Source organism: Micromonospora parva (assembly GCF_040649675.1).
In the GTDB taxonomy this organism is placed as follows: Bacteria; Actinomycetota; Actinomycetes; order Mycobacteriales; family Micromonosporaceae; genus Micromonospora; species Micromonospora parva.
Genome location: NZ_JBEZFX010000005.1, coordinates 359,833 through 384,992, shown reverse-complemented (window position 1 = coordinate 384,992; position 25,160 = coordinate 359,833). Strand labels below are relative to the sequence as shown.

Here is a 25,160-nt window from a genome sequence, read left to right as displayed (position 1 = left end):
AAGTGCCCGGATTCGGTGCCGGTGACCAGCGCGTCGAGGTCGCTGCTCGTACATTTGTTCGATAGAATGCCCACATGGCTTCCTGGTCCGAATTCGCCGCCGACGAGCCCCGACTCGCCGACGGGATCCGCGTTCTCCTCCAGCAGTACGGGCCGGGCTTCGGCTATCTGGCCACGGTCCGCGCCGACGGCGGGCCCCGCGTCCATCCGGTCTCCCCGGTCATCACCGCCGAGGGGCTGTTCTGCTTCATCATCGACTCGCCCAAGCGCCGTGACCTCGAACGGGACGGCCGCTACGCGCTGCACTCGTTCCCGGCCGAGGAGAGCGACGACGAGGCATACGTGGCAGGGCGGGCCCGTCCGGTGACCGATCCGGTCCGGGTGGCGCAGCTGGCGCAGAGCGCCCGCGCCGAGCCGCAGGTCGACTGGCGGCTCTTCGAGTTCACCATCGACGTGGCGATGCTTACCCGCCGTGAGCAGCACATCGCGGGCGTTCCCGGCCTCGCGCCGGGTCGGCCGGCCGTGCGGGTCTGGCTCGACCCAAACGCCCCGTCGGCGGTGGCCACCCCACTGGCCGTCCCGCCGACGCGCCCGACCCGCCTCAGCCGTGACGTCCAGTGCACGGCCGCCTGACCACGACCGGAAGATCATCGGTGTCGGCTCCGTCCTCACGGAGCCGACACCGGGCTGTACGTACGCCCGCCGCCGGCACCCCCGCATGATCAACTCGGTTTCCGTGAAACCGCGGTATCCCGGCGCTTCGGACGCCCCGATTTTCAGCAAGCCGAGTGGATCAACCCGGGTCGGCCAGGGTTGTGCGGTATGCGGACACCCGCGGCTGGCGGGGGTACCTGGGTGCACGGGCTCGACGACTCGGGTACAGTGGTGCCGCTTGCGGGTGTAGTTCAATGGCAGAACATCAGCTTCCCAAGCTGACAGTGCGGGTTCGATTCCCGTCACCCGCTCCACGCGAAGGGCCCTGGTCAGGACGAGAGTCCCAGCCAGGGCCTTCGACGTTTCCCAGGCCACGAGCACCCGGCGGGCCATCCACAGGCCGGTAGCCAGAAGGTCGAGCGGACACCGTGCCGATAGGCCCACGACGAGATCCGGGCGGCCCGGCCGCAAAGGCCGGACCGCCCGGGCGCGCCGAAACGGCGCCGAGGAATATCAGCAGGTCTGGATCCAGCGTGATCTGACGCCCGCGTCCAGCGTCACCTCGTCACCCGTAGCTACGGTGACCCAGTCGGTGTGGCCGTAGTTGGCGCCACCGGTCTCGTTCCAGTAGTAGATCAGGTCCGAGTCGATCGAGTCGATGAACTCGTGCGGGTCGTACACGTGAAACTGCACCCGGTAGGTGCCCGGGCGGACGTACGCCGTGAAGGTGCCGTCGGGGTTGATGGTGGTCAGCCCGCCGGAGCCGGACGAGCCGGGTTGCGTCGCCACCTCGATGCGGTAGATCCCTTCGTAGCCGACCGGGGCGCCCACCTCGCACGTGTCCCAGACGCGGTTGTTGTTGCCGTCCACCCAGACGGTGCCGCGGACGATCGCCCCCTGCTCGACCGTGACGGTATGCCGCGCCGTGTTGTTCTCCAGGGTCGTCTCCGGCAACGTCGTCGCCGCGGTCGCCTCCATCGTCACGACGTCGCCGACGGTGGTGGAGGTGAGGATCCCGCCGTAGTACAGCTGCTCGCTCGTCTCGCCCGGCCACAGCGGGCTGTGGATGCAGCGCCAGCCAGTCCGGCCGTCGGCGACGCCGTCGCCGAACGCGCAGTCCCACCCCTCGCTCGACATCTCTGAGCCCTGCATTCCGGTCGGCACCGGGATGGTGACGGTCACCTCGCCCGAGGGGGAGTTCCCGGAGTTCCGGAGAGACGTGGAAACATTGACATACTCGTTCGGGAGGAGCTGCTGGCTGGTTGCGGCGGGCACGAACTCGAGGTCCATCGTGCTGGGGATGTAACGCACGCTCGCCTGGCCGATGTTGTTGGCGGTCGACGACTCCGTACCGGTCTTCGCCGTGGCGGTGACGGTCACCGCGTCTCCAGCTGTGCCGGGCGGGAGCCCGAACGGCAGGTTCAGCGTGTCGGCGATCTCGCCCGCGGCCAGAGGGGCGTGTACGCAGGTCGCGGTGCCCTGCAGGTCACAGCTCCAGCTCGGCGGGATCACGAACCCGTCGGAGGAGAACCAGGCGCCCGCCGGCAGCGTGAACGCCACTGTCACATCCTGGCTGGCCTTCGTGCCGGAGTTGCGTACGTCGAGGGTCAGGGTCGACCAGCCACCGCTGGCCGGCACCTCGACGGTGTCGACGGAGGCGGCGACCACGAGGTCCGCCCGGGAGGGGGCGGCGCCCGCCGGGCCGGTGGGCAGCAGGCCGGTGGCGAGCCCGGCCAGCGCGCCGACCAGGAGACTGCTACGGAGCAGGTGCTGGCGGTTGGAGCGGAATTGAACGGACATCAGGTCCTAACGTCGGAGGGGATCGACCGGGCCAGCGGCCCGGTCCTCGGGATCGTCGGCGTCCATCCGATAGAGCGCCAAGATCATGACCATCGTTACGTCGCGCCGGCGGGCTCCCGAATAGCGATGGGCCATCCACGGGCCACAAGGTCGTACAACCAGGGGTCAAACCAGGCCACCCGCCTGCAATGTTGTTGCGGTCAGCAACGCCAGCAACCCCGGCGGCGCTACAAGACCGCGAAGACCTCGCCCTTCCCGCGTTAACCTCGCTGGTCTCCCAGAGCGTTCAGGTGGTGGGAGGGACACACACCATGCAACGACCCCGGGAACTGGCACCGCCGGAGGGCTTCGCCGAGTTCGTCGCGGCGCGCTCCGATGCGCTGCTGCGTTCGGCCTGGCTACTCACCGGTGATGCCGGGCGGGCCGAGGACCTGTTGCAGACGGTCCTGGCGGATGTCTGGCGGCGCTGGGCCACGATCAACAGCGCCGGGCATCCCGAGGCGTACCTGCGCAGAGCGTTGTTCACCACCTACGTCTCCTGGTGGCGACGGCGCTGGCGCAGTGAGGTGCCGAGCCAGCCGCCGGACCAGCCCTCACGTGGCGACATGGCCGGGGAGTCCGCCGACCGGGACGCCGTACGCCGCGCACTGGCCCGGCTGAGCCGGCAGCAGCGGGCGATCGTGGTGCTCCGCTACGTCGAGGACCTGACGGTGCAGCGGACAGCGGAAGTGCTCGGCTGCTCGCACAACACCGTAAAGGTGCAGGCCTTCCGCGCTTTACGGATTCTGCGTACCGATCCGGATCTTGAATTGTTCGCCGCCTGGAGGTCGCGAAGTGACGCATGAAGATGAGGACATCAGGCTCCTGCTGACCAGCGCCGTTCCGCCACTGACACCGCCACCGGACCGGGTCGTCGAAGTGGCCAGGCGGGTCCGCCGGCGCCGGCAGCGCCTGATCGGAAGCGCAGCGCTCGCCGTGGCAGTGGTCGTTGGCCTGGGCGTCGGAGGGGCGCAGATACTCAACGGCGTACCTTCACCGCACACGGCTGCCGATTCCGCCGGTCAGGGGCGGTGGACATCGTGCGTGGAGGCCGCACCGGAAATGGTCACGCGCGGCTTCCGTGTCCCGACCAGTGAAGCAGCCGCCCTGCCCCGTCTCGGCGATGACTTCATCCCCACCACGGTCGTCGTCTGCAGGGTGGAGCGTCCTCCTGTCCGGCCCGACTGGCTTTTGACGGAGCGGCGTAGCGATGACGCCACCGCCCTCGCCGCCCTCGTCGCCGCCCTCCGCCGGCCCGACGCGCCGGATAATCCCGGCTTTGCCTGCAGAGCGGTCCTGCAGGAGGCACCCTGGCTCGCGCTCGTTGACGCGGACGGCCGGTGGATGCGGCCCGGCATACCACTCGATTCCTGCCACGACAATCTGCCGGACGATTTCCGGGCAGCGTTCGATGCTCTGCCGCTGACCACCGTGGCGACCCGTCCGGTCGCCGAGAGCGATTCGGCCAGAGCGGGTTGCAGCCAGCGCGAGGTCGACATGACATCCTTGGCGGCCGACCCTGAAGCCCGTTTCGTGACCCTGCCAGAGCCGTTCCCCGCCGGGCAGCAGGTCCGCCTCTGCGTCTACTACGTGCCGAAGAGTAGGCAGGGGAACGGCGAGCCACTCGGCGAGTTCGCGCACGGAACGGTGCTGCCGGAGGACCAACGAGCGGCGATCGAGGGTGCGCTGCGGGCGTCTCGACCGGCGAACCCGTGCAGCACCCGTGCGAGCCGGTTCGCTGTGCTGATCCCACTGACCACCAGCGAGCCCCGCACCTATGTGGAACTCGACGGCTGCCGCCGAATCACCGTGCGAGTCGCTCCCGACCAACGGACCATCGGACAGGGCGACGCCGCGCTGATCGAGCTGATCGACAAGCCGTGACCTGTCGGGCGAGGCATCCGGGGATGTCCGGGCCGCGCCTCGACGTCAGGCCGAGACCGCCTGGAGACCCGTACCAGTTGCCGCTGGGGGTGGGCCCAACGGGAACTCACCGACGGTGCGCCACGGGCTGACGTCCGGTGTGCCGGCGATCAGCCGGACCCTGTCGACGGCCGCGTTGATCGGCAGGTGCGCGGCGACGGTTTCCGCCGCGTGGGTCAGCACGGGCTTGTCGGCGTCGTGACCGATGGTCAGGTGCGGCACCACGTCGCTGTGCGCCCCGCCGTACGGGGGTGCCTCAGGAAACCGTCGCCACACTGCCCCGGTGAGGTCGCGGAAGGGCCGATGTGGCTGCGGAGCAAGCCAGAGGACCGTGTCACCGAACCAGTCGACGTGCGTCAGTGCGACGTCGAACCGAGGTATCCCGGCGATGGTGTCACGCAGCGCGGCCAAGGCCCGCTCGTCGATCTGCTGCGGTGGCAGGAACGGGTAGAGGACTGTCACGTGCGCTGGGACGCCCCACGAGGCGGCCCGGTCGAGTGATGCCCGGAACCTGCCGACCGCCTCCTCGGCCTCGGGTATCGGCACGATGAGCGCCGTCTGCGTCGGCTCCATACCCTGCGGTTTCCTATCGGTAGTCGGCGAAGATTCGACGTTCCACGCCATCGACGGTGATCGGACCGCCGTGGGGAAGGATCCACTGTGGTCTGGTGTGGCCGAACGGGACGCCGACACAGACGACCGCCTCGGGGTTGTAGCGGGTCACCACGTCGACGACCGTGTCCCGCTGCTGCTCACGAAGCCGTGCCCGATCCTCGGCCGCGGGTCGACGGTTGTGGTCGGAGACCGGCGGACGGGCGACCACTACCGCGTCAACGGCGCTGAGAAGACCGCGCTCACCGAGTGATCGGACGATCCAACCGACCTCGCGGGCGGGAAGGAGCTCTTCCGACGTCTCGATGAGCAGCACCCCGCCCTGTAGGGCCTCGGGAGGAAACGGGAAGCGTCCCGCCGTCAGGATCCACTGGATGACCTCCAGGCAGCCACCCCAGGTGCGGCCGGTGACCGAGCGCGACGGCCCGTACCAACTCCACGGCTGCGTCGGTTCGCGCTCGCCGAAGGACTTCAACGCCTGCGGATCTGCCCAGTCGATGCCGATGTCCTCGGACTCACCCGGATCCGTGACCTCCAGCCGTTCCCCGGTGAGCAGGGCCGCTCGCAGCGACCGGACGTGGACGTCGTCAACGGCAGGCCCGGGGCCGAGGTGCACCTGGGACGACCCGCCGTAGAAGCTGGCGATGCCGAGGCCCCAGAGCCAGTGGTGCAGGTTGGTGTTGTCGCTGGTGCCGAGGAACGGCTTCGGGTCGGCTCGGGCCAGGTCGGCGTCCAGGTGGGGGATGACGGTGATCTGGTCGTCGCCTCCGACGACGGCGAGAATGCCGCGTACCTGGGGGTCTGCGAAGGCGGCGTTGATGTCCGCCGCCCGCGCTGCCGCGCTCGCGCCCACCTGGCGGGTGGTGGGGTATTCGACCGGTACGAGACCGGTCAGGTCGGCGAGCCGTCGCATTGCCTGTTCGTGGATCGCCGGATAGGCGCCGGCCGCGGCGAAGGACGGCGAGAGGACCGCGAGGTGGTCCCCGGGGCGGGCTTTTCGAGGACGAACGAGCTCATGCACCATGTCGAGATCCAACAGTTCTGCCCGCCGCTCCGCACCTCATTTCGGGTCGGGCCCGCGGGCCCGACGGACCCGCCGGTCGTCGAGCCAGAGTGCCAGCCCACCGCGGTTGCGGTAGACGACGACGCCGGCGACCACCACGGTGATCAGGATCGTCCAGGACCAGAATCGGCCACCCAACCCACCGGGCGGGTCCGCGGCGCGCGTGCGACCGGCGCTGATCACAGTGTCGGCGACGTCGACAGCGAGGATCTGCTCCGGGGCGGTCATCACTGTTCGTGGCGCGCTGGCGTCGGGCGTCAACGCCAACACCCGTACGCCGCGCACGTTGGGGTAGGCGGTGCGTTGGTCCAGCTCCAGCGGCTGGTCGAACCGGTCCGGGCTGAGGGGCTCGGGCTGGTAGGCGACCACCAGCGCGGACCCGTCCGGGCCCCAGCCGAGCAGCCGGATGGCGGTCACGCCGGTGACGCCGGGCACTGGCAGCGGTGCGGTGTTCCGGCCGGTGGCGCTGTCGACCCGGCGCAGGCTCCAGTCGGTGCTGCCGGCCTTCCGGCTGATCAGCGTCAACGCCCCGTCCGTCGTCCACGCCCCCTTGCCGGCCAGCCAGCTCTCGGCGGGCAGTTCGAAGGTGGACACCGTCCGGCCGTCCGGGTCGGCGACCGTGACGGTCCGACCGATCTGGTACGCGAGCCGTCCACCTCCGGGGGCGAAGGCCACCGACGAGCCGAAGATCGGCTGTTGAGCGGCGTCAGCCAGCTGGGTCCAGCGTTCACCGTCGAGCGTGACGATGCTCAGCACCCGCCGGTAGCCGCTGCGCGTCGGGTCGGTCGGCACGGTGTCGTCGACCACCAGTTGCCTGCCGTCCGGGGACCAGGCCCTGGGGCTCGTCCCCACACTGTTGGTGACCTTGCTGTGCAGTCGCCGGGTACGACCGGTGACGAGGTCGATGAGATCGACCCGGCCGTCCTCGGAGAGGCCGGCGGGCCGGGCCACGTACCGGCCGTCCGGCGAGAGGATGACCTGCTCGCCGACGGGTGCCTCGTAACCCATCGAGAAGATCCGGTAGCGGTCGGAGTCGGCGCTGACCACGCCGACGATGCCGTCCTCGTCCCAGCCCTGGAGACGTCGCGCCTGCCCGCTGAAGATGACCGACGCGGGCCCAAGCCGGGGTCGGTCGGTGGCGTGCAGCGCACCGAGCGGGGGCAGCGCGATCCGGTCGGGTAGTGCGGCGTCCGCGCCGGCCGCCGGATCCACGACAGGGGTACGCGTCAGCGGGAGCACCGCCCCGGTCAGCGTGGCGAGCACGAGCACCACGACAGCGGCGACGACGGCGCGGCGGCGGGAGCGGCGGGCGGTGGCGAGCGCTCGTTCGTAGACCGGGTAGGCGGGGACGTCGGCCGCGGCGGCGTGCAGCGTCTCGCGGAGTCGGGCGGTCACTGATGGCTCCTCTCCACCGTCGGGTCGATCAGGTCGAGGGCGGTCGCCCGCAGCCGGCGGATGGCGTCGTGGCCGTGCCGCTTGACGGTGCCGACCGAGCAGCCGAGCACCTCGGCCGCCTGGGCTTCGGTCAGGTCCTCGTAGAAGCGCAGCACGATCACGGCGCGCTGGCGAGGGGTGAGCCCGCGCAGCGCGTGCAGCAGACTCAGCCGCAGGGCTGTCGTCTCGGAGTGGTCGTCGCCGGGCCGGTCGGTGGGTTGTGCCTCCAGGCGTTCGGTCAGCCGGCGCCGCCGCCACCAGGAGACCTGCTGGTGGTACATCACCCGCCGCACGTACGCCTCGGGGTCGGTGTCGCGGATCCGCCGCCAGTGCCGGTACGTCCGGGCCAGGGCGCTCTGCAACAGGTCCTCGGCGAGTTGATGGTCGCCGGTGAGCAGGTAGGCCGTCCGGGACAGCGCCGGCGTGCGGTGCACCACGAACTCGTGGAACGTCTCGGTCATCCCCACCCCCTCGCCAGGTAGAACGCCACCTGTCCCGGAAATGGTTGAGGCCGGGGTGAGTCTGGCCGGCAGATGATGACACCTGCCGGGATCGACGGCGGTGGTTCCGGCTGGACCACGGCAGCGGCTAGGGTCCGGCGTGGAGGTGGTCCGTGTTCACCGAAGCCTTTCCGATCGTGACGACACCTGACCTGCCACGACTGATCGCGTTCTACCGGGACGTGGTCGGTTTCGAGCTGACCTACCGGTTCCCGGACGAGGGCGTGCCGGAGTTCGTCGCGCTGCGACTGGGCAGCAGCGAGCTCGGCCTGGCCGCCAACCCGGAGGCTGGCGAGCCGGCCGAGTCGCACCGCTGGGAGTTGTGCGTCTACGCCGACGACTGTGACGCGGCAGTGGGTGCGCTGCGCACTGGTGGAGCGACGGTCACCGAGGAGCCGGTCGACCAGCCCTGGGGTGAGCGATCCGCCCGGGTCACCGACCCCGACGGCAACCGGTTGCTGGTGCTGGCCCGGCTGTAGCCGACAGTGCCGGCCAGGAGCGCTGTCATCGTTTCCAGAACAGGAGGTGGGTGACTCCGCTGGGGCTGGGCACCGACTCGAGGTGGAAGCGGTCGAGCAGTTCGTCGGGGCTGTCCCACAACCGTTCGCCCCGGTGCAGGTCGACGGGTGCGACGGCGATGTGCATCGTGTCGACCAGGTCGGCCTCGAGGAACTCACGGATCGTCGCCACCCCGCCACCGAGGCGGACGTCCCGACCGGCGGCTGCCTGCTTCGCCCGTGTCAGCGCTTCGGTCGGGCTGGCGTTGAGAAAGTGGAACGTGGTGTCGGCCAGTGTGAACGACGGGCGTTCGTGGTGGGTGAGCACGAAGACCGGTGTGTGGAACGGCGGGTTGTCCCCCCACCATCCCGTCCACTCGTGGTCCTTCCAGGGGCCACGTTGCGGGCCGAACTTGTTGCGACCCATGATCTCCGCGCCGATGTTGCACTCGGCGTCGCGGGTCAGGTAGTCGTCCAGGCCGCGACTGCCGCCCGGCTCGGTGCGGTACACGAAGCTGGCGGTGGCGGCACGCCAGGAGAACAGCGGGGTGGGGTCCGCGTGACCGAAGGGGCGTTCCAGGCTCTGCCCCTCTCCGGTGCCGAACCCGTCGCGTGAAACGTTGAAGCACTGCACCCGCAACAGCTGTGACATGGTGTTTCCTCCTTTCCGGTCGGCAGTGGTTCAGTTCGCGGTTGCCGTCGGACCGCCGCCACGGCCCCGGTCGTCGAGCACGAGCGGGGCGCGACCGCGCACCGCGTACCGGATGTGGGTCACCTGCGGGGTGGTCAGGACGCGGGTGGGCGTCAGTTCGATGCCCTCCCGGTCGCCCAGGTCGAGGTCCGCGTCGAAGACCCGCAGGCCGGTGCCGAGCACCACCGGCACGACATGCAGCTCCAACTCGTCGAGCAGGCCGGCCTTGAGTACCTGACGCACCAGGCTGCCGCCACCGGCCACCGCGACGTCCTTGCCACCGGCCACGGCGCGCGCCTGTTCGACGGCGCTGGCCACACCATCGGTGACGTAGGTGAAGCTGGTGCCTCCGCCCTTCACCAGCCGTTGGCGGGGGCGGTGGGTGACGACAAAGACCGGTGCGCGGAACGGCGGCTCCTCACCCCAGGGGATCTCACCCCCGTCGGCCATCCGGCGGCCCATCACGTACGCGCCGGCCGCGCCGAACGACTCGGCGATCACCTCGGAGTTGGTGTCCTGCTCCCCGCCGGCGAAGCCCTGCCGTTCGCGCCAGGCCGCCGCGTCGGTCGCCCACCGGGTGACCCGGAAGAACTTCGCGCTCTCCGTCGAGCCCATCCAGTCGCCGTTGCCGTCGAACTGCGGGCCGGCGTAGAAGCCGTCCACCGACACCGACAGTTGTGCGGTCACCTTCGTCATCGCGCCTGGTCCTCTCTCGGTCGACACCCCGTCCGGGTGCCGCTCGCCGAGAGGTCGGAGCCGAACGCGATGTCCCTACGAGGAGCCAGTGTGACCCGTGTCACTCGTCGGATTGCTCAACAGCCACGTTCCGGCGTGTTCCGGGTCGCGTGACCAGCGCATCCGGGGCCTCTCCTCCGGTCGGGGCCGCCAGTCCCGGTAGGGCGCGAGGGCCACTCGCCAGGCGATCACCGCGAAGACGTAGAGGCCGGGGCCGATCAGCCAGAGCAGGGCGTCGCGGCGGCGGTAGGAGGCGTACGGCGCGAGCCAGGCGGTCGCCGCCATCGGCACCGCGACAGCGCTGACGTCGGCCAGCGGCCCACTGCCGAACCGGAACTCGACCAGCTCGCGGAGGACGAGGGACGGAACGACCACCCCGACCAGCATCGCCACGGTGCGGATCACGCGGATCCGGCGATCCGGGGATTCGCGGGCAGCAGCCGCCTCGGTGGCCATCCCCCGAGGGTACGGACTGGTGGCGGCGGTGGACCTAGGACTTCCGGTCGCCGATCGCCGCCTCGATCCGCAGACCGAGACCGGTCAGGATGAGGAAAGCGGCCAGGATCTGCGGCTTCAGCGGCTCATGGCTGGACGGCATGCTGAGCAGTGAGACCACGAAACCCGCCAGCAGTGACAGGGTGCCGAACGCCCGTACCGTGTCGGTCCGGCGTGCCTGTATGTCCATGGCCGAACGGTAGCCAAGGTCGGGCGGCGATGTCGTCCCCGGTGCGGCGATCGACCCTCCACTCCGCAGGGGCAGCGATTTGTGGGTGGACGGGTGTCATCTTTTTCAAAACAGAGACATTGATCTGCCTGGCTGTGTCCAGTATCGTCAGTCCAAGCCGAGGGCATTGAGGCGGGGCACGGGGCTAGCGCCAAATGCCGCGGCACGGGAGGAAATATGCTGCTGCGTCGCGTCCTGACAATCTTTGCGCTGGCGGCCATCGCCGCTACCGCCACCGCCACACCCGTAATGGCTGCTCCGGCAGGTGGAGTGGAGACCATGGCCACCTCGACGTGCAACAGGTGGATCTCTTACAACGGGGCCGACGTGCCTGCGTACGGGAGTAACGTCAATTGCTCGCTGCGTCGGGGCAATGCGAACTCTGCCGTCTTTCAGCTGCAGGTCACAATGAACGTCTGCTACGAATGGGTTCTCCGTAGCCAGGGCGTCTATCCGCTCACCGCCGATAGCAGTTTCGGTCCAGCTACCGAAAAGGCACTACGAGCCGTTCAGTCTGCGGTAGCCACACCCTCCGACGGAGTGTATGGCCCGAATACCCGTAAGGCCATTTATCACCAGGGTTCAAATGGCACGTCCTGCAGGCAGGTGCCGTAAACCGTAGTCGCTCGGGTCGGAGGGTGGCCGGCGGGCAAGCCGCAGGTCGCCCTCCGGCAGACCGTCGTGAGGTCCACAGCGGAACGAGAGCGAGAACCCGACCCTGGTGGTGTCCCCGGCTAGGGTGGCGATCATGCGGATTGGCATCGTGATCCTGCCGGACCAGCGGTGGGCGGAGTCGCAGCGTCGTTGGCGGCAGGTCGACGAGTGGGGTTTCGACCACGCCTGGACGTACGACCACCTGGGTTGGCGTGACCTGGTCGATGGCCCGTGGTTCGACTCGATGTCCACGTTGACGGCCGCCGCCACGGTGACCTCGCGGATTCGGCTGGGCACCCTCGTGGCGTCGCCGAACTTCCGGCACCCGGCCGCGTTCGCCCGGCAGATCACCACCGTGGACGACGTCTCGGACGGTCGGCTGCTGCTCGGCCTGGGCGCGGGCGGCATCGGCTTCGACTCGGCGGTGCTGGGTGGTGAGACGTTGCCACCGCGGCAGCGGGTCGACCGGTTTGCCGAGTTCACCGAGCTGTTGGATCTGATCCTGCGGGAGGACGGCACCACCTGGCGTGGCGACTGGTTCGCCGCGGTGGACGCCCGCAACAATCCCGGCTGCGTGCAGCAGCCCCGGGTGCCGTTCGTGGTGGCCGCCAACGGGCCACGGTCGATGCGGTTGGTGGCCCGGTTCGGGCAGGGCTGGGTGACCACCGGCACCGGTGACGACAACGACCTGGCGGGTTGGTGGGCCAGCGTGTCGGCGCTGTCCGCGCGGATGGACCGGACCCTGGCCGAGGCCGGCCGCGATCCGGCCAGCCTGGACCGCTACCTCTCGCTGGACGCGGCGCCGGTCTTCTCGCTCAGCAGCGCCCAGTTCTTCGCCGATCAGGTCGGCCGGGCCGCCGAGCTGGGCTTCACCGACGTGGTGACGCACTGGCCGCGGGCCAGCAGCTGGTACGCCGGTGACGAGGCCGTCCTGGTGGACGTGGCGACCCGGCTGCTGCCACAACTACGCAGCTGAGCCCGCCGCGCCCGAACCCGCCGGGCTGAGTCCGCCGCACCCGAACCCGCCGGGTCAGGTGCCGAGGTCGCCGCCGGTCACCCCACCCTCGCCGCCGGAGACCAGCCGGAAGCGGAGGCAGACGATCGGGGTGTCGTCGTCGACCGGCGTGCCGAGCCGCGCCCAGTAGGCCGAGTGCCCGCCCCGCCACTCCTCGATCGAGCGGTCACCCTCGCCCTCGGCGTGGGCGAAGTCCCAGGGCACGTCGGCGAAACGGACCACCTCGACTCCGGTGATCTCCACGACGCCGGCCAGGGCGTCGTCGTCGTCGACCAGCGCCAGGCGTTCGCCGACGTGCTCCAACTCCTCGCCCTCGTCCGCGTACTCGGCGAGCCGCCCGGCCGTGGCGGTCTTCACCCCGGCCAGCACCAGGGTGTTGAGGGTTTCCCGCAGCTCGCCGGGGGTGCCGAGAGCGAGGGCGCGCAGTTCACCGATCCGAGGCCACATCCTGCCGAGGCTAGGCCAGCACGGGCCGGGACGCTGCCGCAATACCCGTCGCCCCGCTCAGATCAACTGGCCGGCGTAGCCGGGTGCGATGAGGAGCCGGTCGTCGCCGCTGGCCGCGTACGCGTCGAGGATCGCGTCGGCCAGCTTGACCACGTGCTCGTCGCCGTGCCGGGCCGCGCGGGCGAAGACCTCCGCTGGCGTCGCCGGGGCCACCGTCGGTGGCGCGATGCCGTCGGCCGGGGCGTACACCGAGGTCATGGCCGCCGTCGCGGCCCAGGCCGCGGTGAGGCTCGGCGCCCACAGGGCCCGGTCCAGAGCCGGCAGGGTACGCAGCACAGCGGTCGGCGCGGTCACCGCGTGCACCAGCATGACCGGGTTGGTGTGCCCGAAGCGCAGGTAGTCCAGGCCGGCCCGGTGCACCAGCGTGGTGAGCCCGCGCTGCGCCTCGGCCGGGCTCCGCGCCGGTCGCAGCGCCGCGAGCGCCGGCTCCCACCGGGGTACGTCCGGCAGCCGGCCCAGCCGATCCCGGATGCCCCCGGTCTGGTCGTCGATCCGCGGCACCCCGGCCAGCGCGGCCGCCACGTCGACGTCGCTGGTGCCCGGCCGCTCCGGATCGCCGGCGAGCAGTTGGTCGGTGCCGGGGATCGGCTGCCAGCGGGCCGCCCAGTAGCCGAGGGCCTGGCCCAACTCGGCGAGCCGCAGTGGGTTCTCGTCGGCCGAGTCGAGCGCGCGTACGGCGTGCCCGACCCGGATCACCCCGTGGGTGGCACCGGCGGCGATGCCCGGCAGCAGCCGGGGCCACCAGGTGCCGAGCACCGCGCGCCACGGGTGTTCGCGCAGTTGGCCGTCGAAGTAGGTCAACCAGTCGCCGGCGCGCTTCGGGTCGCCCAGCGCCGACCGCCAGTCGTCGATCGGGTGCAGCCCCCGGGGCAGTTCGTCGAGGCGGCCGAGGTAGTCGTCGAGCCAGCGGTGCACCCGTTGCTGGTGCCCGTGCCGGACCAACGCCTCGACGGCCATCGGCCCGTGGTTGGACAACCAGCCCTCGAACTCGGGGCCGGTGCGGTGCAGTCGCTCGTACGCCTCGTCGAGAACTCCGTCACTCATCAGTCGATCGTCAATGCTGAACCTCGCTTGAGGTCAAGCGGGCAGATCGGCGGCGGCGATCAGGCCGGTGATCCGGAGGTCGGCCGCGACGTCGGGCGGGCAGTCCACCGCCACCACGGCGGTGCCCAGCACCTCGGCGCCCCGTGCGGCGCAGATGTCGTAGAGGGCGCGTAGCTGCGCGCCGGTGCGCACCCAGTCGTCCACCACCAGCACCCGGTCGTCGGGGCCGAGGTGTCGGTCCCGTACGGCGAGGTCGACGCGTCGGCCCCGGTAGTCCGGTGGGCTCTGGGCCCAGGTGAGCGGTCCGGCCGGCAGCCGTCCGTCACCGGGTTTGTGTGCGGCCACGAAGCCGACCCCGAGGGCGGTGGCGGCCAACGGCCCCAGCAGCAGCCCGGTGACGGCCGGCGCGAGCACCACGGTGGGCCGGGCGGCCCGGTAGGGCGCGACCAGGGCCGGTCCCAGTTCGGCCAGCACCGTCGGGTCCCGCCACCAACCGGAGATGTCGCTGACCAGGTGACTGGTGCCCGGGCCGGGGTCGATCCACCGGAACAGGGCGGCCAGGCGTTCGGTCAGCTCGGAGGGCATCCGCTCATCCTGCGGTACGGACGGTGGGTCCCGCCGCACCCGGGCCGCCCGGCCCACCCCGGATCGGATGATCGGCTACACGTACCTGTGCAAATGCGGGCATAGCACCATGATCACGTTGACTTCGGAAGTGCTTCTCTCGTTACGGTCCGACCCGGTTTGTTCAGACGACGAAAGGACCGGGCCGGTGGCAGGCAGGCACTCCCGTACCCGCATCTTCTCCTCCCCGGCGGGCATCGTGGCCACCGCGGCGGTCGGCGTCGCCCTCGCGGTCGGCGGCACCGTCGGTGCCGTGCAGCTGGCCTCCGGCTCCGACCAGTCGGGGCAGGTTGCTCTCGACCTCACCCCGACCACCGCCGCGAGCAGCCTCACCCCCAGCTCCCCAAGCGTCTCCCCGAGCGCCAGCGCCTCGCCCAGCGCGACCGCAAGCCCGTCGGCGACCCGGTCGCAGCAGGCCGCCTCCCGGAGCAAGGAGCGCACCACGTCGCCGAAGCCGAAGCCGACCGCGAAGAAGACCACGGCCGCGGCGAAGGTGCTGGAGAGCGGTTCGTGCGGTGCCTCGTTCTATTCCGACGGGCAGCTCACCGCCAACGGCGAGTCGTTCAACCCTGACGCGCTGACCGCCGCGCACAAGACACTGCCGTTCAACACCAAGGTCCGGGTGACCAACCCGGCCAACGGCAAGTCGGTGACGGTGCGGATCAACGACCGCGGCCCGTTCATCGACGGCCGCTGCCTGGATCTCTCCCGGGCCGCCTTCGCCACCATCGCCTCGGTCGACGTGGGCGCGCTCACCGTCCGCTACGAGGTTCTCGGCTGAGCGGCGCGGACGACGCCGATTCGGTCAGCCGACTGGGCCGGCCGGACAGAACCTGCTCGGACGACGGGTCAGGTTCATTCACCGGTTCACGTGGATCAGGCAAACTGTCAGTCGTACCCACGCGACTCCTCCAGTCGGGCCGCCGCCCGCTGAGCCCCGGATCCCGCGCCGGCCTCGGCGCGGCCCTCGTTCTGCTCGCGATCGTGTCGGCGGTGGAGGTGGCGGACGGCCGGGAGGTGCACTACGTCGCGCTCCTGGCCGCCGCACCGGTGCTCGCCGCGGCCCTGGCGTCCTGGCTGGTGGTCCTGGGGGTGGGCGTCGCGGCGACTCTGGTCAGCGTCGGCTTCGCGCTGGTCGCGCCGAAGGTTTCGTTGGACACCTCGGTCAACGTTGTCGCGGTCGCGCTCGTCACCGCGTTGGCAGTGGCGGTGGCCTGGGTTCGCCAGCGGCAGGCCGAGCGGATCGTCGAGCTGACCAAACTCGCCTCGGTGGCCCAGCAGGCGGTGTTGCGCCCGCTCGGGCCGCAGGTCGGCACGCTCTCGGTAGCGGGGCGTTACATCTCCTCCACCGCGACGGCCGAGATCGGCGGCGACCTGTACGAGGCGATCGACACCCCCTACGGCGTACGCATGATCATCGGTGACGTGCGAGGCAAGGGCCTGGACGCGGTCCGGCTGGCCAGCATCGTCCTCGGTTCCTACCGGCACGTGGCGTACGAGCGGGCCGACCTGCGGGCCGTCGTCGCCGACCTGGACCGGGCGGTGGCCCGCAACGTCGGGGACGAGGACTTCGTCACGGCGGCACTGGTCGAGGAGCGGGGCGGCACCCTGACGATCGTCAACTGCGGGCATCCGCCGCCGCTGCTGCTGCGTCGGGGCGCGGTGATCCCGCTGGAACCGCCGGCCCCGGCGCCTCCGCTCGGGTTCATGCCGGTGGTCCGCCCCCGGGTCGAACGCCTGGAGCCCGGGGACAGGCTGCTGTTGTTCACCGACGGTCTCGGCGAGGCGCGGCGGGACGGCGAGTTCTTCCCCACCGCCGACCGGGCCTGGCGGCTGCTCGGCCATGGCACTGTCGCCGACGGGCTGGCGTCGCTGGAGACCGCCCTGGTCGAGTGGGTCCACGGCCGGCTCGACGACGACATCGCGCTGGTCCTGATGGAGTACGTGGGTGCTCGTACCAGCGCGGCCGTGGCCGTCCCGAGCTGGGAGGTCGGCGCCGCCGAGAGCTGAGTCGGCCGGCGGCACCGCAGGTGTGTAATCGCCGTCACTTGGGTGATCCGCTTGTCGCTGCCTACCCGCGAGTAATACAGTCTGGGTTACTGATCGGTAACACCTGTCCGGAAGCGGGGCCAGCGAGCATGACCCACTACAAGAGCAACCTGCGGGATCTCGAGTTCAACCTGTTCGAGGTCTTCGGGGCGGACCGGGCGTTCGGCCAGGCACCGTACTCGGAACTCGACGCCGACACGGCCCGCACCTTCCTCGCCGAGCTGGACCGCCTCGCCCGCGAGGATCTGGCCGCCAGCTACACGGACAGTGACCGCAACCCGCCGGTCTTCGACCCGGCCACGCACACCGCGCCGCTGCCGGAGTCCTTCAAGAAGTCGTACCAGGCGTTCATGGACTCCGAGTTCTGGCGCCTGGACCTGCCGCCGCACCTGGGTGGCACCACTGCGCCGCGCGCCCTCTGGTGGGCCCTCGCCGAGCTGGTGCTCGGCTCGAACGCCCCCATCTGGATGTACGCCTCGGGTCCGTCCTTCGCGCACGTGCTGGAGGTCGAGGGCACCGAGCAGCAGAAGCGGTGGGCCAAGCTCTTCATCGACAAGCAGTGGGGCTCCACAATGGTGCTCACCGAGCCGGACGCCGGCTCGGACGTCGGCGCCGGCCGCGCCCGCGCCATCCAGCAGCCGGACGGCTCGTGGCACATCGAGGGCGTGAAGCGCTTCATCACCTCCGGTGAGCACGACCTCACCGACAACATCGTGCACTACGTGCTGGCCCGCCCGGTGGGCGTGGAGGGGGTCGGTGGCCCCGGCACCAAGGGCCTGTCGCTCTTCGTGGTGCCGAAGTTCCACTTCGACGAGACCACCGGCGAGCTGGGCGAGCGCAACGGCGTCTACGCCACCAACGTCGAGCACAAGATGGGCCTGAAGGTCTCCAACACCTGCGAGCTGACCTTCGGCGAGCACGGCGTACCGGCCAAGGGCTGGCTGCTGGGCGACAAGCACGACGGCATCCGGCAGATGTTCATGATCATCGAGTACGCCCGGATGCTGGTCGGCACCAAGGCCATCGCCACCCTCTCCACCGGCTACCTCAACGCCCTGGAGTACGCGAAGAACCGGGTGCAGGGCGCCGACCTGATCCAGCAGGCGGACAAGACCGCGCCCCGCGTCACCATCACCCACCACCCGGACGTGCGCCGCTCGCTGTTGATGCAGAAGTCGTACGCCGAGGGTCTGCGCGCCCTGGTCCTCTACACCGCCACCTGGCAGGACAAGGTCGCGATCGCCGAGGCGGCCGGCGACGAGAAGGCCACCAAGCTGGCGAAGCGGGTCAACGACCTGCTGCTGCCGCTGGTCAAGGGCGTTGGTTCGGAGCGGGCGTACGAGCTGCTCGGGCACGAGGCCCTGCAGACCTTCGGCGGCTCCGGCTTCCTGCAGGACTACCCGCTGGAGCAGTACGTCCGGGACGCCAAGATCGACACCTTGTACGAGGGCACCACCGCCATCCAGAGCCTGGACCTGATCTTCCGCAAGATCGTGCGGGACAACGGCAAGGCGCTGATGGCGGTGGCCGGCGAGATCCAGGAGTTCATCTCCTCCGAGGCGGGCAACGGTCAGCTCAAGGACGAGCGGCAGGCGCTCGGCAAGGCGCTCGCCGAGGTGCAGAACATCCTCGGTGTGATGACGGGCTGGCTGGGCGAGGCGCAGGGCGGCGACACCCGCGCCCTCTACAAGGTCGGGCTGAGCAGCCGGCGGTTCCTGCTGGCGATCGGCGACCTGGTGGTCGGTTGGCTGCTGCAGCGGCAGGCCGACGTGGCGCTGAAGGCGCTGGCCGGCGAGGTTTCCGCCAGTGACAAGGCGTTCTACACCGGCAAGGTGGCCGCTTCCCGCTTCTTCGCCCGTGAGGTGCTGCCCCGCATCGGTGCCGACCGGCGGATCATCGAGGGCACGGACCTCGACATCATGGACCTCCCGGAGGAGGCCTTCTGAGCGTGCCACGGCACGTCTGACGGTTTCGGGTCGCACCACCCGACGCCGCAACGGCCGGCGGGGCTGTCTGCCTCGCCGGCCGTCGCCGTCCCACCCCGCGTCGGGCACGTATTCGGCGAGCCCGGTCGGGTATGCCGGTGGCGTGGCGGGTAACCGTCGCGTGACCTCGAAAGGGAACGCCCAGAGCCACCGCACGGGGGAGTGCAGCGCACATGGGTGTAGGTAGCGGCATTTTTCTCATCGCGATCGGCGCGATCCTGACCTTCGCGCTGAGAGCCAACGTCTGGTGGATCGACGTACGCGCGGTCGGCTGGGTGTTCATCCTGGCTGGGCTGGCCGTCCTGCTGACCACGCTCTGGTTCTGGCAGGACCGGCGCAAGCGGGCCCGAACCCTCATCGTGGAGGAGAACCGGCTGTCTCATCCGACGGCGATGATGCCGCCACCGCCGGACCCGCCGCCACCGACCGCGCCGCCGTCCTGATCCCCACCCAGGCTGGACGCGTACCGCTGAGCCACCCGTCGACTGCCGGCGGGTGGCTCAGTCGCGTGCGGTGTGGCGGGCCGTGAGCGGCGCTCCCGCCCTGCTCCACTGCGACCAGCCGACCGGGCAGCGGTGTACCGCCAACTCGGCGGTGCGCAACCCCCCGTCGTCGACACCCTCGGGGTCGAAGAGCGCCGAGAGCAGCGAGATGCCTGGATTGTGGGCAATGAGCAGTGCCGTGCGGGCCGCCGGGTCCACCGTGCGGACCAGCGACAACAACTCCTCGGGGTGCGCGTCGTACGCGCCCGGCTCATAACGGACGGTCGGGCGGGGACCGGTCGGGCCACCCTCCGGCGGGGAACCGGTCATCCCCATCGCCACGCCGTGCCAGGTCTGCCGGGTGCGGCGGGCCGTCGAGCAGATCACCACGTCGGGCAGCAGCCCGTGGTGCGCCAACCAGGCCCCCGCCGCGGCCGCGTCGGCGGTCCCGCGGGCGCTCAGTGGCCGTTCGGCGTCGTCCGCCGCGTCGTTGCCCTGCTCGGCCTTCGCGTGCCGCAGCAACACCAGTGTCCGTGTGTCGGGGTCGGCGTCCGTCATGGTCCCAGCTTGCCCGATTGGCGATCTCCGTGCCGGGGTAAGTCGATGGATGCCGCACCCCTACCGACGGCCGCGGCGCGAGGTACGCCAGGTTCGAGCCGAGGAGCGAGACATGGGCATTGGTGGCAGCATCTTCTTGATCGCGATAGGCGCGATCTTCGCGTTCGCAGTGGAGGCCGACCTGGGTTGGCTTGACCTGTCAGTGGTCGGCTGGGTGCTGATGCTGGCCGGCGTCGCCGGTCTGCTCGTCACCCTCTACTTCTGGAGCAGCCGCCGCCGCACGGTGGTCGCCGCGCCGGTGCGCGAGGAGCGCGTGGTGGCCGACCGGGTCGTTCCGGTCCAGAACGACCAGGTCGTGCAGGAGTATCGCGAGGTGCGTAGGCCGGGCCGACCGGTCTGATCCTCGCTCACACACTCCGGGGTCCCGCAGCGTCGCGGGGCCCCGGCTCGCGTTCGGCCCCGGCCCCGGAGCCGCGCCCCGCGCGCCCCCGCGGATCGTGAGGTGGGATGCGGTGCCCGATCCCGGGGAGCCGCCGATCCCGGAGTTCGGGTCAGGCGAAAAGCGCGAAGTAGATGGCGATGTGGTGACAGAGCGCCGCCAGCAGCGTGCAGGCGTGAAAAAACTCGTGGTGGCCGAAGACGGTCGGCCACGGATTGGGCCGGCGCAACGCGTAGAAGACCGCCCCTACGCTGTAGATCGCGCCGCCGACGATCAGCAGCACCAGTGCCGCGACGCCGCCGCCGTGCAGGATCTCCGGCAGCATGGCCACCGCCACCCAGCCCAGCGCCAGGTAGAGCGGCGCGGACACCCAGCGCGGGGCGTGCGGCCAGACCACCTTGACCGCCACACCGGCCAGCGCGCCACCCCAGACCAGGGCCAGCATCACCGTGGCAGGCCGGGGCGCGAGCAGCATCACGCAGAGCGGTGTGTACGTGCCGGCGATGAACACGAAGATCATCGAGTGGTCCATCCGGCGCATCAGCTGGTAGCCGCGCTCCGACCACACCCGACGGTGGTACAACGCGCTCGTGCCGAAGAGTCCGCAGACCGTCAGGCTGTAGATGAGGCAGCTCACCAGTGGCGCCCATCCCGGCCTGGTGGCGGCGATCGAGCAGAGCACGATGCCGCAGACCACGGCGACGAAGAAGGCGTACGTGTGGAGCCAGCCGCGCATCCGAGGCTTACCGATGTCGACCGGCTTCAGGCGAAGCGGGGCGGAGGTGGTCACCTAGCCAGGTTACGACACCGTAGGTTACTTGTAAGTAGTGGCGTTGGTGACACCGGGCACCATCATCGTGAACACCGGATCGGCGGCACATCGGCGAGGATGAGCGGATGCGGATCCGACCGGTCGGGGCGCACGCCCTGCTCCTCGACTGCACCACGCCCACCGACGTCCCCGAGGCCGCGCTCGTCGAAGCGTGGCGCAGCGAACTGTGGCGGCGTCGGGAACGGGGCGACCTGATCGCCGTCGAGATCGTGCCGGCGGCCCGGACCGTGCTGCTCGACGGCCTGCCCGACCCGACCGCCACCGCCCGGCAGCTGACCCGATGGGCGTCCGCCGTCGCCGCCGCGGCCACCGGCCCCGAGCACACCAGAGCCGCAGGCCACAACGCCAACGCCGACGCCAACGCCGACGCCAGCGCCGACGCCAACGCCGACGCCGACGCCGACGCCGACGCCAGCGCCGCCGCCAACCCCGACGCCGACGCGGCGGACGTGGTCGTGCCCGTCTCCTTCGACGGGCCGGACCTGCCGGCGGTGGCCGACCACTGGGGGGTGGACGTGTCAGCGGTGCGGCAGCGGATCACCAGCACCAGGTTCCGGGTCGCGTTCTGCGGCTTCGCCCCCGGCTTTCCCTACCTGACCGGGCTGCCCGCCGAGTTGGCGCTGCCCCGGCTGGCCACGCCCCGACCCCGGGTCCCGGCCGGCTCGGTCGCGCTGGCCGGCCCGTACGCCGGCATCTATCCGGGCGCGTCGCCCGGCGGCTGGCAGCTGGTCGGCCGGACCGACCTGGTGCTGTTCGACGTCGCCGCCGATCCGCCGGCCCGCCTCAACCCGGGCACCACCGTCCGGATGGTGGCGGCGTGACCCACCCGGGCGCCATCGAGGTGCTCCGCGCCGGCGCGCTCACCACAGTGCAGGACCTCGGCCGGCCCGGCTGGGCGCACCTGGGCGTACCCCGCTCCGGCGCCCTCGACCCGGCCGCCCTGCGGCTGGCCAACCGGCTGGTCGGCAACCCGGAGCACGCGGCCGGCCTGGAGATCACCCTGACCGGCTGCACAGTGCGGCTGACCCGGGCCACCACTGTCGCGGTCACCGGTGCCGAGGTCCCGGTCCAGGCGGGTGCTCGGCCCGGTGACACCGGACGCCCGCTCAGCGTGCCGGCCGGCACGGTGCTGCGGATCGGCCCCGCCCGACGGGGCGTACGGAGCTGGCTGGCGGTCGCGGGCGGCATCGACGTGCCACCGGTGCTCGGCAGCCGGGCCACCGACACCCTCTCCGGGCTCGGCCCACCTGCGCTGCGGGACGGCGACCGGCTGCCACTGGGCGAACCGGTCGCCGCACCCGCGCCGGTCGACTCGACCAGCTGCGCCCACCCCGAGCCGGAGCTGCACCTGACGCTCGGCCCCGGCCCCCGCGAGGACTGGTTCACGCCGACTGCGTTCGACCGGCTCTTCGGCAGCGCGTACACCGTCAGCCCGGTGAGCAACCGGGTCGGCGCGCGCCTCGCCGGCGCGCCGCTGCCCCGCGCGGTCGCCGGCGAACTCCCCAGCGAGGGCATCGTGCTCGGCGCGGTACAGGTGCCGGCGGACGGACAACCCCTGATCTTCCTCGCGGACCATCCGACCACCGGCGGATACCCCGTCATCGGGGTGGTCACCAACGTGACAGCGCTCGCGCAGGCACGGCCAGGTACTACCGTCAGATTCCATGGACCTCAACGCTGACCTGGGCGAGGGATTCGGCATCTGGCGACTCGGCGACGACAACGCGCTGCTGGACCTGGTGACCTCCGCCAACGTCGCCTGCGGCTTCCACGGCGGCGACCCGTCCACCATGCGGCGGGTCTGCGAGGGCGCCGCGCACCGTGGGGTGGCGGTGGGCGCGCAGGTCGGCTACCGCGACCTGGCCGGCTTCGGCCGGCGGCACATCGCGTACGACTTCGCCGAGCTCCGCGACGAGGTGACCTACCAGCTCGGGGCGCTGGACGCGTTCTGCCGGCTGTTCCGCACCCGGGTCCGCTACCTCAAGCCGCACGGCGCGCTCTACCACGCGGCCAGCACCGACGAATCCCAGGCGGCGGCGGTGGTCGCGGCGGTCACCGGCTACGACCCCGAGCTGCCGGTGCTCTGCCTGCCCGGGTCGACCCTCGCCCAACTCGCCGTCGGTGCCGGTCTGCCGGTGGTGGCCGAGGCCTTCGCCGACCGCGCCTACCTGCCCAACGGGGCGCTGGTGCCGCGCGGCACCCCGGGCGCGGTGATCACCGACCCCGAGCAGGTCGCCGAACGGGCGGTGCGGATGGCCACGCACCGCAGCGTGGTGGCTGTCGACGGCACCGTCATCCCCTGCTCGGTCGACTCGATCTGCGTGCACGGCGACACCCCGGGTGCGGTCTCCGCAGCCGAACTCGTCCGCGCCACCCTGATCGACGCCGACATCACGCTCGCCCCGTTCGCCTAACGGGAGGGGCCCCGCGCGGGCCCCTCCGACCAGGTCAGGCGTCCAGACCGCGGAGCACCAGTGGCAGCCGCGTCACGGCACCGTCGACCACCCGGACCGGTACGCCCCAGTCCTGCCGGGTCAGGTGGCACGCCGCGTGCTCCACGTCCGCGTCACAGGTCGCCGCCTGAGCCGTCACCTGAAGCACGCCAGCGGTGACCTCGCCGTTGAGCACCAGCCGACGGGACAGCTCGGTGCCCGTCCCGGCACCCTCCACCAGCAGCTCCGGCGGGGACGCCGACACCACCAACCGCGTCGACGGCCCGTACGTCTCGTCCAACTTCTGCCCCGGCGCCGGGGTGAAGACGATGTCCAGGGTGACCTCGCCGGCCGCGAGATCAGTCGGCTTGCGCTCGGTGCGGTGCCGGGGGCCGTCCACCGTGCTGGCCCCCGCCGCCGACAGGGCACCCGGCGCGAGCCGGGTCAACCGGTGCGCGGCCGACTCCACCACCAGCACCTCACCGGACGGGGTGAGCACCAGGTCGCTCGGCTCCGCCAACCCGTCCGCCACGGTGGAGACCTGGTTGCTGTCCGGGTCGAAGCGGCGCACCGCGCCGTTGTACGTGTCAGCGATCAGCACCGAGCCGTCCGGCAGCGCGCACACGCCCAGCGGGTGTTGCAGCAGCGCCGACTCCGCCGGACCGTCCACGTGCCCGAAATCGAACAGGCCCTGCCCGACGGCGGTGCCCAGCACGCCGTTCTCCACGTACCGGATCGCACTGCTCTCGCTGTCAGCCACCCAGAGCCGGGTGCCGTCGACCGAGACGGAGAGCCCCGACGGCTGGGCCATCCACGCCTCGGCCAGCGGGCCGTCGCGCAGCGCCTCCACTGTGGTGCCGGCGTACATGCCGGCGGTCCGCTTGATCGGGTCGAACCACCACAGCTGGTGGATACCGGCCATCGCGATGATCAGCTTGTCGTCGTACCAGGCCAGATCCCACGGTGAGGAGAGGTCGACGGCGAGCGCGTCGTGGGCGTGGTCGTCGACCTCGGCGCGCCACTGCCGGCCGCTGCCGGCCACCGTGACCACCTCGCCGGACTCCAGCCGTACGCCGCGCAGCAGGTGGTTGACGGTGTCGGCCACCACCAGGTCGTAACCGGCCACCTCGGCGACATGCGTGGGCAGCAGGCACACGCCCTGCGGCTCGGAGAACGTCGCGGTGGCCGCCGGCCCGTCCGCCCGACCCCGCTCACCCGAGCCGATCCGCCGCACCGGCGTCTCACCGTCCGGCTCGACCTCGACCACCGAGTGCCGGGCCGAGTCCGAGACCAGCAGGTTGCCGTTCGGCAGCAGCGTCGCCTTACCCGGGAAGCGCAGCGCGGTCTCCGGTGCCGGCGGCGGGACGTACGGGCCGTCCCCCCGGTGCAGGGTGCCCTTGGCCTCGTGGGTGGCGACCAACTCGTCGATCAGCCGGGCGAGCCCTTCGGCGTGCCCCTCGCCGGCCATGGTGGCCACCACGTAACCCTCGGGGTCGATCACCGACAGGGTCGGCCAGGCCCGGGCCGCGTACTGCTGCCACATGTCCAGCTCAGGATCGTCGAGGACGGGGTGGTGCACCCCGTACCGCTCCACGGCGGCGGCGAGCGCGTCGGCGTCCTTCTCGTGCTCGAACTTCGGCGAGTGCACGCCGATCACGACGAGCACGTCGCCGTACTTCTCCTCCAGCGGGCGCAGCTCGTCGAGCACGTGCAGGCAGTTGATACAGCAGAACGTCCAAAAATCCGCGATGACGATCTTGCCGCGAAGGTCGGCGAGCTTGAGGTCGCGTCCACCGGTGTTCAGCCAGCCCCGACCGCGCAGTTCGGGAGCCCGTACTCGTGCGCTCATGCACCCATCGTGCCTGACC

29 protein-coding genes and 1 tRNA gene are annotated in these 25,160 nt (G+C 71.1%); 15 read left to right on the top strand and 15 right to left on the bottom strand.

The window, feature by feature from the left end; genetic code table 11:
- Positions 1 to 74: 74 nt before the first annotated feature.
- Together AB0C03_RS15605 and AB0C03_RS15600 are read left to right on the top strand one after the other, a co-directional pair.
- A complete protein-coding gene (locus AB0C03_RS15605; RefSeq protein ID WP_030332010.1) occupies positions 75 to 632 on the top strand; it encodes a pyridoxamine 5'-phosphate oxidase family protein in 558 nt (185 codons plus the stop codon).
- 261 nt (positions 633 to 893) lie between these two features.
- Positions 894 to 967, top strand: a tRNA-Gly gene (locus AB0C03_RS15600).
- Between the two features lie 199 nt (positions 968 to 1,166).
- Here AB0C03_RS15600 and AB0C03_RS15595 read toward each other — a convergent pair.
- Positions 1,167 to 2,453 carry a DUF11 domain-containing protein gene (locus AB0C03_RS15595; protein ID WP_210866361.1) on the bottom strand — a complete coding sequence of 429 codons (1,287 nt, stop codon included), beginning with the start codon at positions 2,451 to 2,453 and terminating at the stop codon, positions 1,167 to 1,169.
- 311 nt (positions 2,454 to 2,764) lie between these two features.
- On the opposite strand from AB0C03_RS15595, the gene AB0C03_RS15590 reads away from it, so the two are divergent.
- Complete coding sequence (locus tag AB0C03_RS15590; RefSeq protein WP_051708459.1) at positions 2,765 to 3,298, top strand: SigE family RNA polymerase sigma factor; 534 nt, start codon at positions 2,765 to 2,767, stop codon at positions 3,296 to 3,298.
- A complete protein-coding gene (locus AB0C03_RS15585) occupies positions 3,288 to 4,376 on the top strand; it encodes a hypothetical protein (protein ID WP_357637286.1) in 1,089 nt (362 codons plus the stop codon). Before AB0C03_RS15590 ends, AB0C03_RS15585 begins: the two co-directional genes overlap by 11 nt.
- Positions 4,377 to 4,421: 45 nt before the next feature.
- On the opposite strand, the gene AB0C03_RS15580 is transcribed toward AB0C03_RS15585, so the two are convergent.
- The 4 genes from AB0C03_RS15580 to AB0C03_RS15565 form a co-directional block, all read right to left on the bottom strand.
- On the bottom strand, positions 4,422 to 4,988 hold the full coding sequence (locus AB0C03_RS15580; RefSeq protein WP_051708461.1) for a 2'-5' RNA ligase family protein: 567 nt from the start codon (positions 4,986 to 4,988) through the stop codon (positions 4,422 to 4,424).
- A 13-nt stretch (positions 4,989 to 5,001) separates the two neighbouring features.
- Positions 5,002 to 5,940 (bottom strand): LD-carboxypeptidase, encoded by a 939-nt coding sequence (locus AB0C03_RS15575; RefSeq protein WP_357637423.1) that lies wholly within the window; start codon positions 5,938 to 5,940, stop codon positions 5,002 to 5,004.
- 147 nt (positions 5,941 to 6,087) lie between these two features.
- Complete coding sequence (locus tag AB0C03_RS15570) at positions 6,088 to 7,485, bottom strand: WD40 repeat domain-containing protein (protein WP_357637283.1); 1,398 nt, start codon at positions 7,483 to 7,485, stop codon at positions 6,088 to 6,090.
- Complete coding sequence (locus tag AB0C03_RS15565) at positions 7,482 to 7,985, bottom strand: SigE family RNA polymerase sigma factor (protein ID WP_210857705.1); 504 nt, start codon at positions 7,983 to 7,985, stop codon at positions 7,482 to 7,484. Before AB0C03_RS15565 ends, AB0C03_RS15570 begins: the two co-directional genes overlap by 4 nt.
- A gap of 176 nt (positions 7,986 to 8,161) precedes the next feature.
- Between AB0C03_RS15565 and AB0C03_RS15560 the strand changes: the two genes are divergently transcribed.
- Positions 8,162 to 8,503: a VOC family protein gene (locus tag AB0C03_RS15560; RefSeq protein WP_245233624.1), complete on the top strand. Its 342-nt coding sequence runs from the start codon at positions 8,162 to 8,164 to the stop codon at positions 8,501 to 8,503.
- A gap of 25 nt (positions 8,504 to 8,528) precedes the next feature.
- Here the strand turns inward: AB0C03_RS15560 and AB0C03_RS15555 are convergent, their stop codons facing one another.
- The 4 genes from AB0C03_RS15555 to AB0C03_RS15540 all read right to left on the bottom strand — a co-directional run bounded on the left by AB0C03_RS15555 (position 8,529) and on the right by AB0C03_RS15540 (position 10,632).
- On the bottom strand, positions 8,529 to 9,173 hold the full coding sequence (locus tag AB0C03_RS15555) for a dihydrofolate reductase family protein (RefSeq protein ID WP_357637279.1): 645 nt from the start codon (positions 9,171 to 9,173) through the stop codon (positions 8,529 to 8,531).
- A gap of 30 nt (positions 9,174 to 9,203) precedes the next feature.
- Positions 9,204 to 9,908: a dihydrofolate reductase family protein gene (locus tag AB0C03_RS15550; RefSeq protein ID WP_357637276.1), complete on the bottom strand. Its 705-nt coding sequence runs from the start codon at positions 9,906 to 9,908 to the stop codon at positions 9,204 to 9,206.
- 75 nt (positions 9,909 to 9,983) lie between these two features.
- Positions 9,984 to 10,403 carry a hypothetical protein gene (locus AB0C03_RS15545; protein WP_210866367.1) on the bottom strand — a complete coding sequence of 140 codons (420 nt, stop codon included), beginning with the start codon at positions 10,401 to 10,403 and terminating at the stop codon, positions 9,984 to 9,986.
- 34 nt (positions 10,404 to 10,437) lie between these two features.
- The gene (locus tag AB0C03_RS15540; RefSeq protein ID WP_030332039.1) at positions 10,438 to 10,632 is read right to left on the bottom strand and encodes a hypothetical protein; all 195 of its coding nucleotides are present in this window, start codon (positions 10,630 to 10,632) and stop codon (positions 10,438 to 10,440) included.
- A gap of 216 nt (positions 10,633 to 10,848) precedes the next feature.
- Between AB0C03_RS15540 and AB0C03_RS15535 the strand changes: the two genes are divergently transcribed.
- A complete protein-coding gene (locus tag AB0C03_RS15535) occupies positions 10,849 to 11,286 on the top strand; it encodes a peptidoglycan-binding domain-containing protein (protein ID WP_167337301.1) in 438 nt (145 codons plus the stop codon).
- Between the two features lie 133 nt (positions 11,287 to 11,419).
- Positions 11,420 to 12,301: an LLM class flavin-dependent oxidoreductase gene (locus tag AB0C03_RS15530; protein WP_357637271.1), complete on the top strand. Its 882-nt coding sequence runs from the start codon at positions 11,420 to 11,422 to the stop codon at positions 12,299 to 12,301.
- Between the two features lie 54 nt (positions 12,302 to 12,355).
- On the opposite strand, the gene AB0C03_RS15525 is transcribed toward AB0C03_RS15530, so the two are convergent.
- Genes AB0C03_RS15525 through AB0C03_RS15515 form a run of 3 tightly spaced genes read right to left on the bottom strand, consistent with a single transcriptional unit; the run spans position 12,356 to position 14,476 of the window.
- On the bottom strand, positions 12,356 to 12,787 hold the full coding sequence (locus tag AB0C03_RS15525) for an ASCH domain-containing protein (protein WP_357637268.1): 432 nt from the start codon (positions 12,785 to 12,787) through the stop codon (positions 12,356 to 12,358).
- Positions 12,788 to 12,844: 57 nt separating this feature from the next.
- Positions 12,845 to 13,891: a hypothetical protein gene (locus AB0C03_RS15520; RefSeq protein WP_357637265.1), complete on the bottom strand. Its 1,047-nt coding sequence runs from the start codon at positions 13,889 to 13,891 to the stop codon at positions 12,845 to 12,847.
- Positions 13,892 to 13,924: 33 nt separating this feature from the next.
- The gene (locus AB0C03_RS15515; RefSeq protein ID WP_030332043.1) at positions 13,925 to 14,476 is read right to left on the bottom strand and encodes a phosphoribosyltransferase family protein; all 552 of its coding nucleotides are present in this window, start codon (positions 14,474 to 14,476) and stop codon (positions 13,925 to 13,927) included.
- A 187-nt stretch (positions 14,477 to 14,663) separates the two neighbouring features.
- Here AB0C03_RS15515 and AB0C03_RS15510 point away from each other — a divergent pair, with 187 nt between their 5' ends.
- The 4 genes from AB0C03_RS15510 (at position 14,664) to AB0C03_RS15495 (ending at position 18,992) form a co-directional block, all read left to right on the top strand.
- The gene (locus tag AB0C03_RS15510; protein WP_357637262.1) at positions 14,664 to 15,296 is read left to right on the top strand and encodes a septal ring lytic transglycosylase RlpA family protein; all 633 of its coding nucleotides are present in this window, start codon (positions 14,664 to 14,666) and stop codon (positions 15,294 to 15,296) included.
- Between the two features lie 104 nt (positions 15,297 to 15,400).
- Positions 15,401 to 16,525, top strand: coding sequence for a PP2C family protein-serine/threonine phosphatase (locus tag AB0C03_RS15505; protein ID WP_030332047.1), 1,125 nt, complete (start codon positions 15,401 to 15,403; stop codon positions 16,523 to 16,525).
- 128 nt (positions 16,526 to 16,653) lie between these two features.
- Positions 16,654 to 18,510 (top strand): acyl-CoA dehydrogenase, encoded by a 1,857-nt coding sequence (locus AB0C03_RS15500; protein WP_030332050.1) that lies wholly within the window; start codon positions 16,654 to 16,656, stop codon positions 18,508 to 18,510.
- 212 nt (positions 18,511 to 18,722) lie between these two features.
- Positions 18,723 to 18,992 carry a DUF6458 family protein gene (locus AB0C03_RS15495; protein WP_030332052.1) on the top strand — a complete coding sequence of 90 codons (270 nt, stop codon included), beginning with the start codon at positions 18,723 to 18,725 and terminating at the stop codon, positions 18,990 to 18,992.
- 57 nt (positions 18,993 to 19,049) lie between these two features.
- On the opposite strand, the gene AB0C03_RS15490 is transcribed toward AB0C03_RS15495, so the two are convergent.
- Complete coding sequence (locus AB0C03_RS15490) at positions 19,050 to 19,589, bottom strand: SixA phosphatase family protein (protein ID WP_030332054.1); 540 nt, start codon at positions 19,587 to 19,589, stop codon at positions 19,050 to 19,052.
- 112 nt (positions 19,590 to 19,701) lie between these two features.
- On the opposite strand from AB0C03_RS15490, the gene AB0C03_RS15485 reads away from it, so the two are divergent.
- The gene (locus AB0C03_RS15485) at positions 19,702 to 19,989 is read left to right on the top strand and encodes a DUF6458 family protein (protein WP_210861318.1); all 288 of its coding nucleotides are present in this window, start codon (positions 19,702 to 19,704) and stop codon (positions 19,987 to 19,989) included.
- 151 nt (positions 19,990 to 20,140) lie between these two features.
- Here AB0C03_RS15485 and trhA read toward each other — a convergent pair whose 3' ends face one another.
- Positions 20,141 to 20,818: a PAQR family membrane homeostasis protein TrhA gene (trhA, locus tag AB0C03_RS15480; RefSeq protein ID WP_285792516.1), complete on the bottom strand. Its 678-nt coding sequence runs from the start codon at positions 20,816 to 20,818 to the stop codon at positions 20,141 to 20,143.
- A gap of 107 nt (positions 20,819 to 20,925) precedes the next feature.
- Here trhA and AB0C03_RS15475 point away from each other — a divergent pair, with 107 nt between their 5' ends.
- Genes AB0C03_RS15475 through AB0C03_RS15465 form a run of 3 tightly spaced genes read left to right on the top strand, consistent with a single transcriptional unit; the run spans position 20,926 to position 23,274 of the window.
- Complete coding sequence (locus AB0C03_RS15475; protein WP_357637257.1) at positions 20,926 to 21,681, top strand: 5-oxoprolinase subunit B family protein; 756 nt, start codon at positions 20,926 to 20,928, stop codon at positions 21,679 to 21,681.
- Positions 21,579 to 22,541, top strand: coding sequence for a 5-oxoprolinase subunit C family protein (locus tag AB0C03_RS15470; RefSeq protein WP_387220798.1), 963 nt, complete (start codon positions 21,579 to 21,581; stop codon positions 22,539 to 22,541). Before AB0C03_RS15475 ends, AB0C03_RS15470 begins: the two co-directional genes overlap by 103 nt.
- A complete protein-coding gene (locus AB0C03_RS15465) occupies positions 22,525 to 23,274 on the top strand; it encodes a LamB/YcsF family protein (protein WP_357637251.1) in 750 nt (249 codons plus the stop codon). The genes AB0C03_RS15470 and AB0C03_RS15465 overlap by 17 nt, the downstream gene beginning before the upstream one ends.
- Before the next feature lie 34 nt (positions 23,275 to 23,308).
- On the opposite strand, the gene AB0C03_RS15460 is transcribed toward AB0C03_RS15465, so the two are convergent.
- The gene (locus AB0C03_RS15460) at positions 23,309 to 25,141 is read right to left on the bottom strand and encodes an NHL domain-containing thioredoxin family protein (RefSeq protein WP_030332064.1); all 1,833 of its coding nucleotides are present in this window, start codon (positions 25,139 to 25,141) and stop codon (positions 23,309 to 23,311) included.
- Positions 25,142 to 25,160 lie beyond the last annotated feature (19 nt).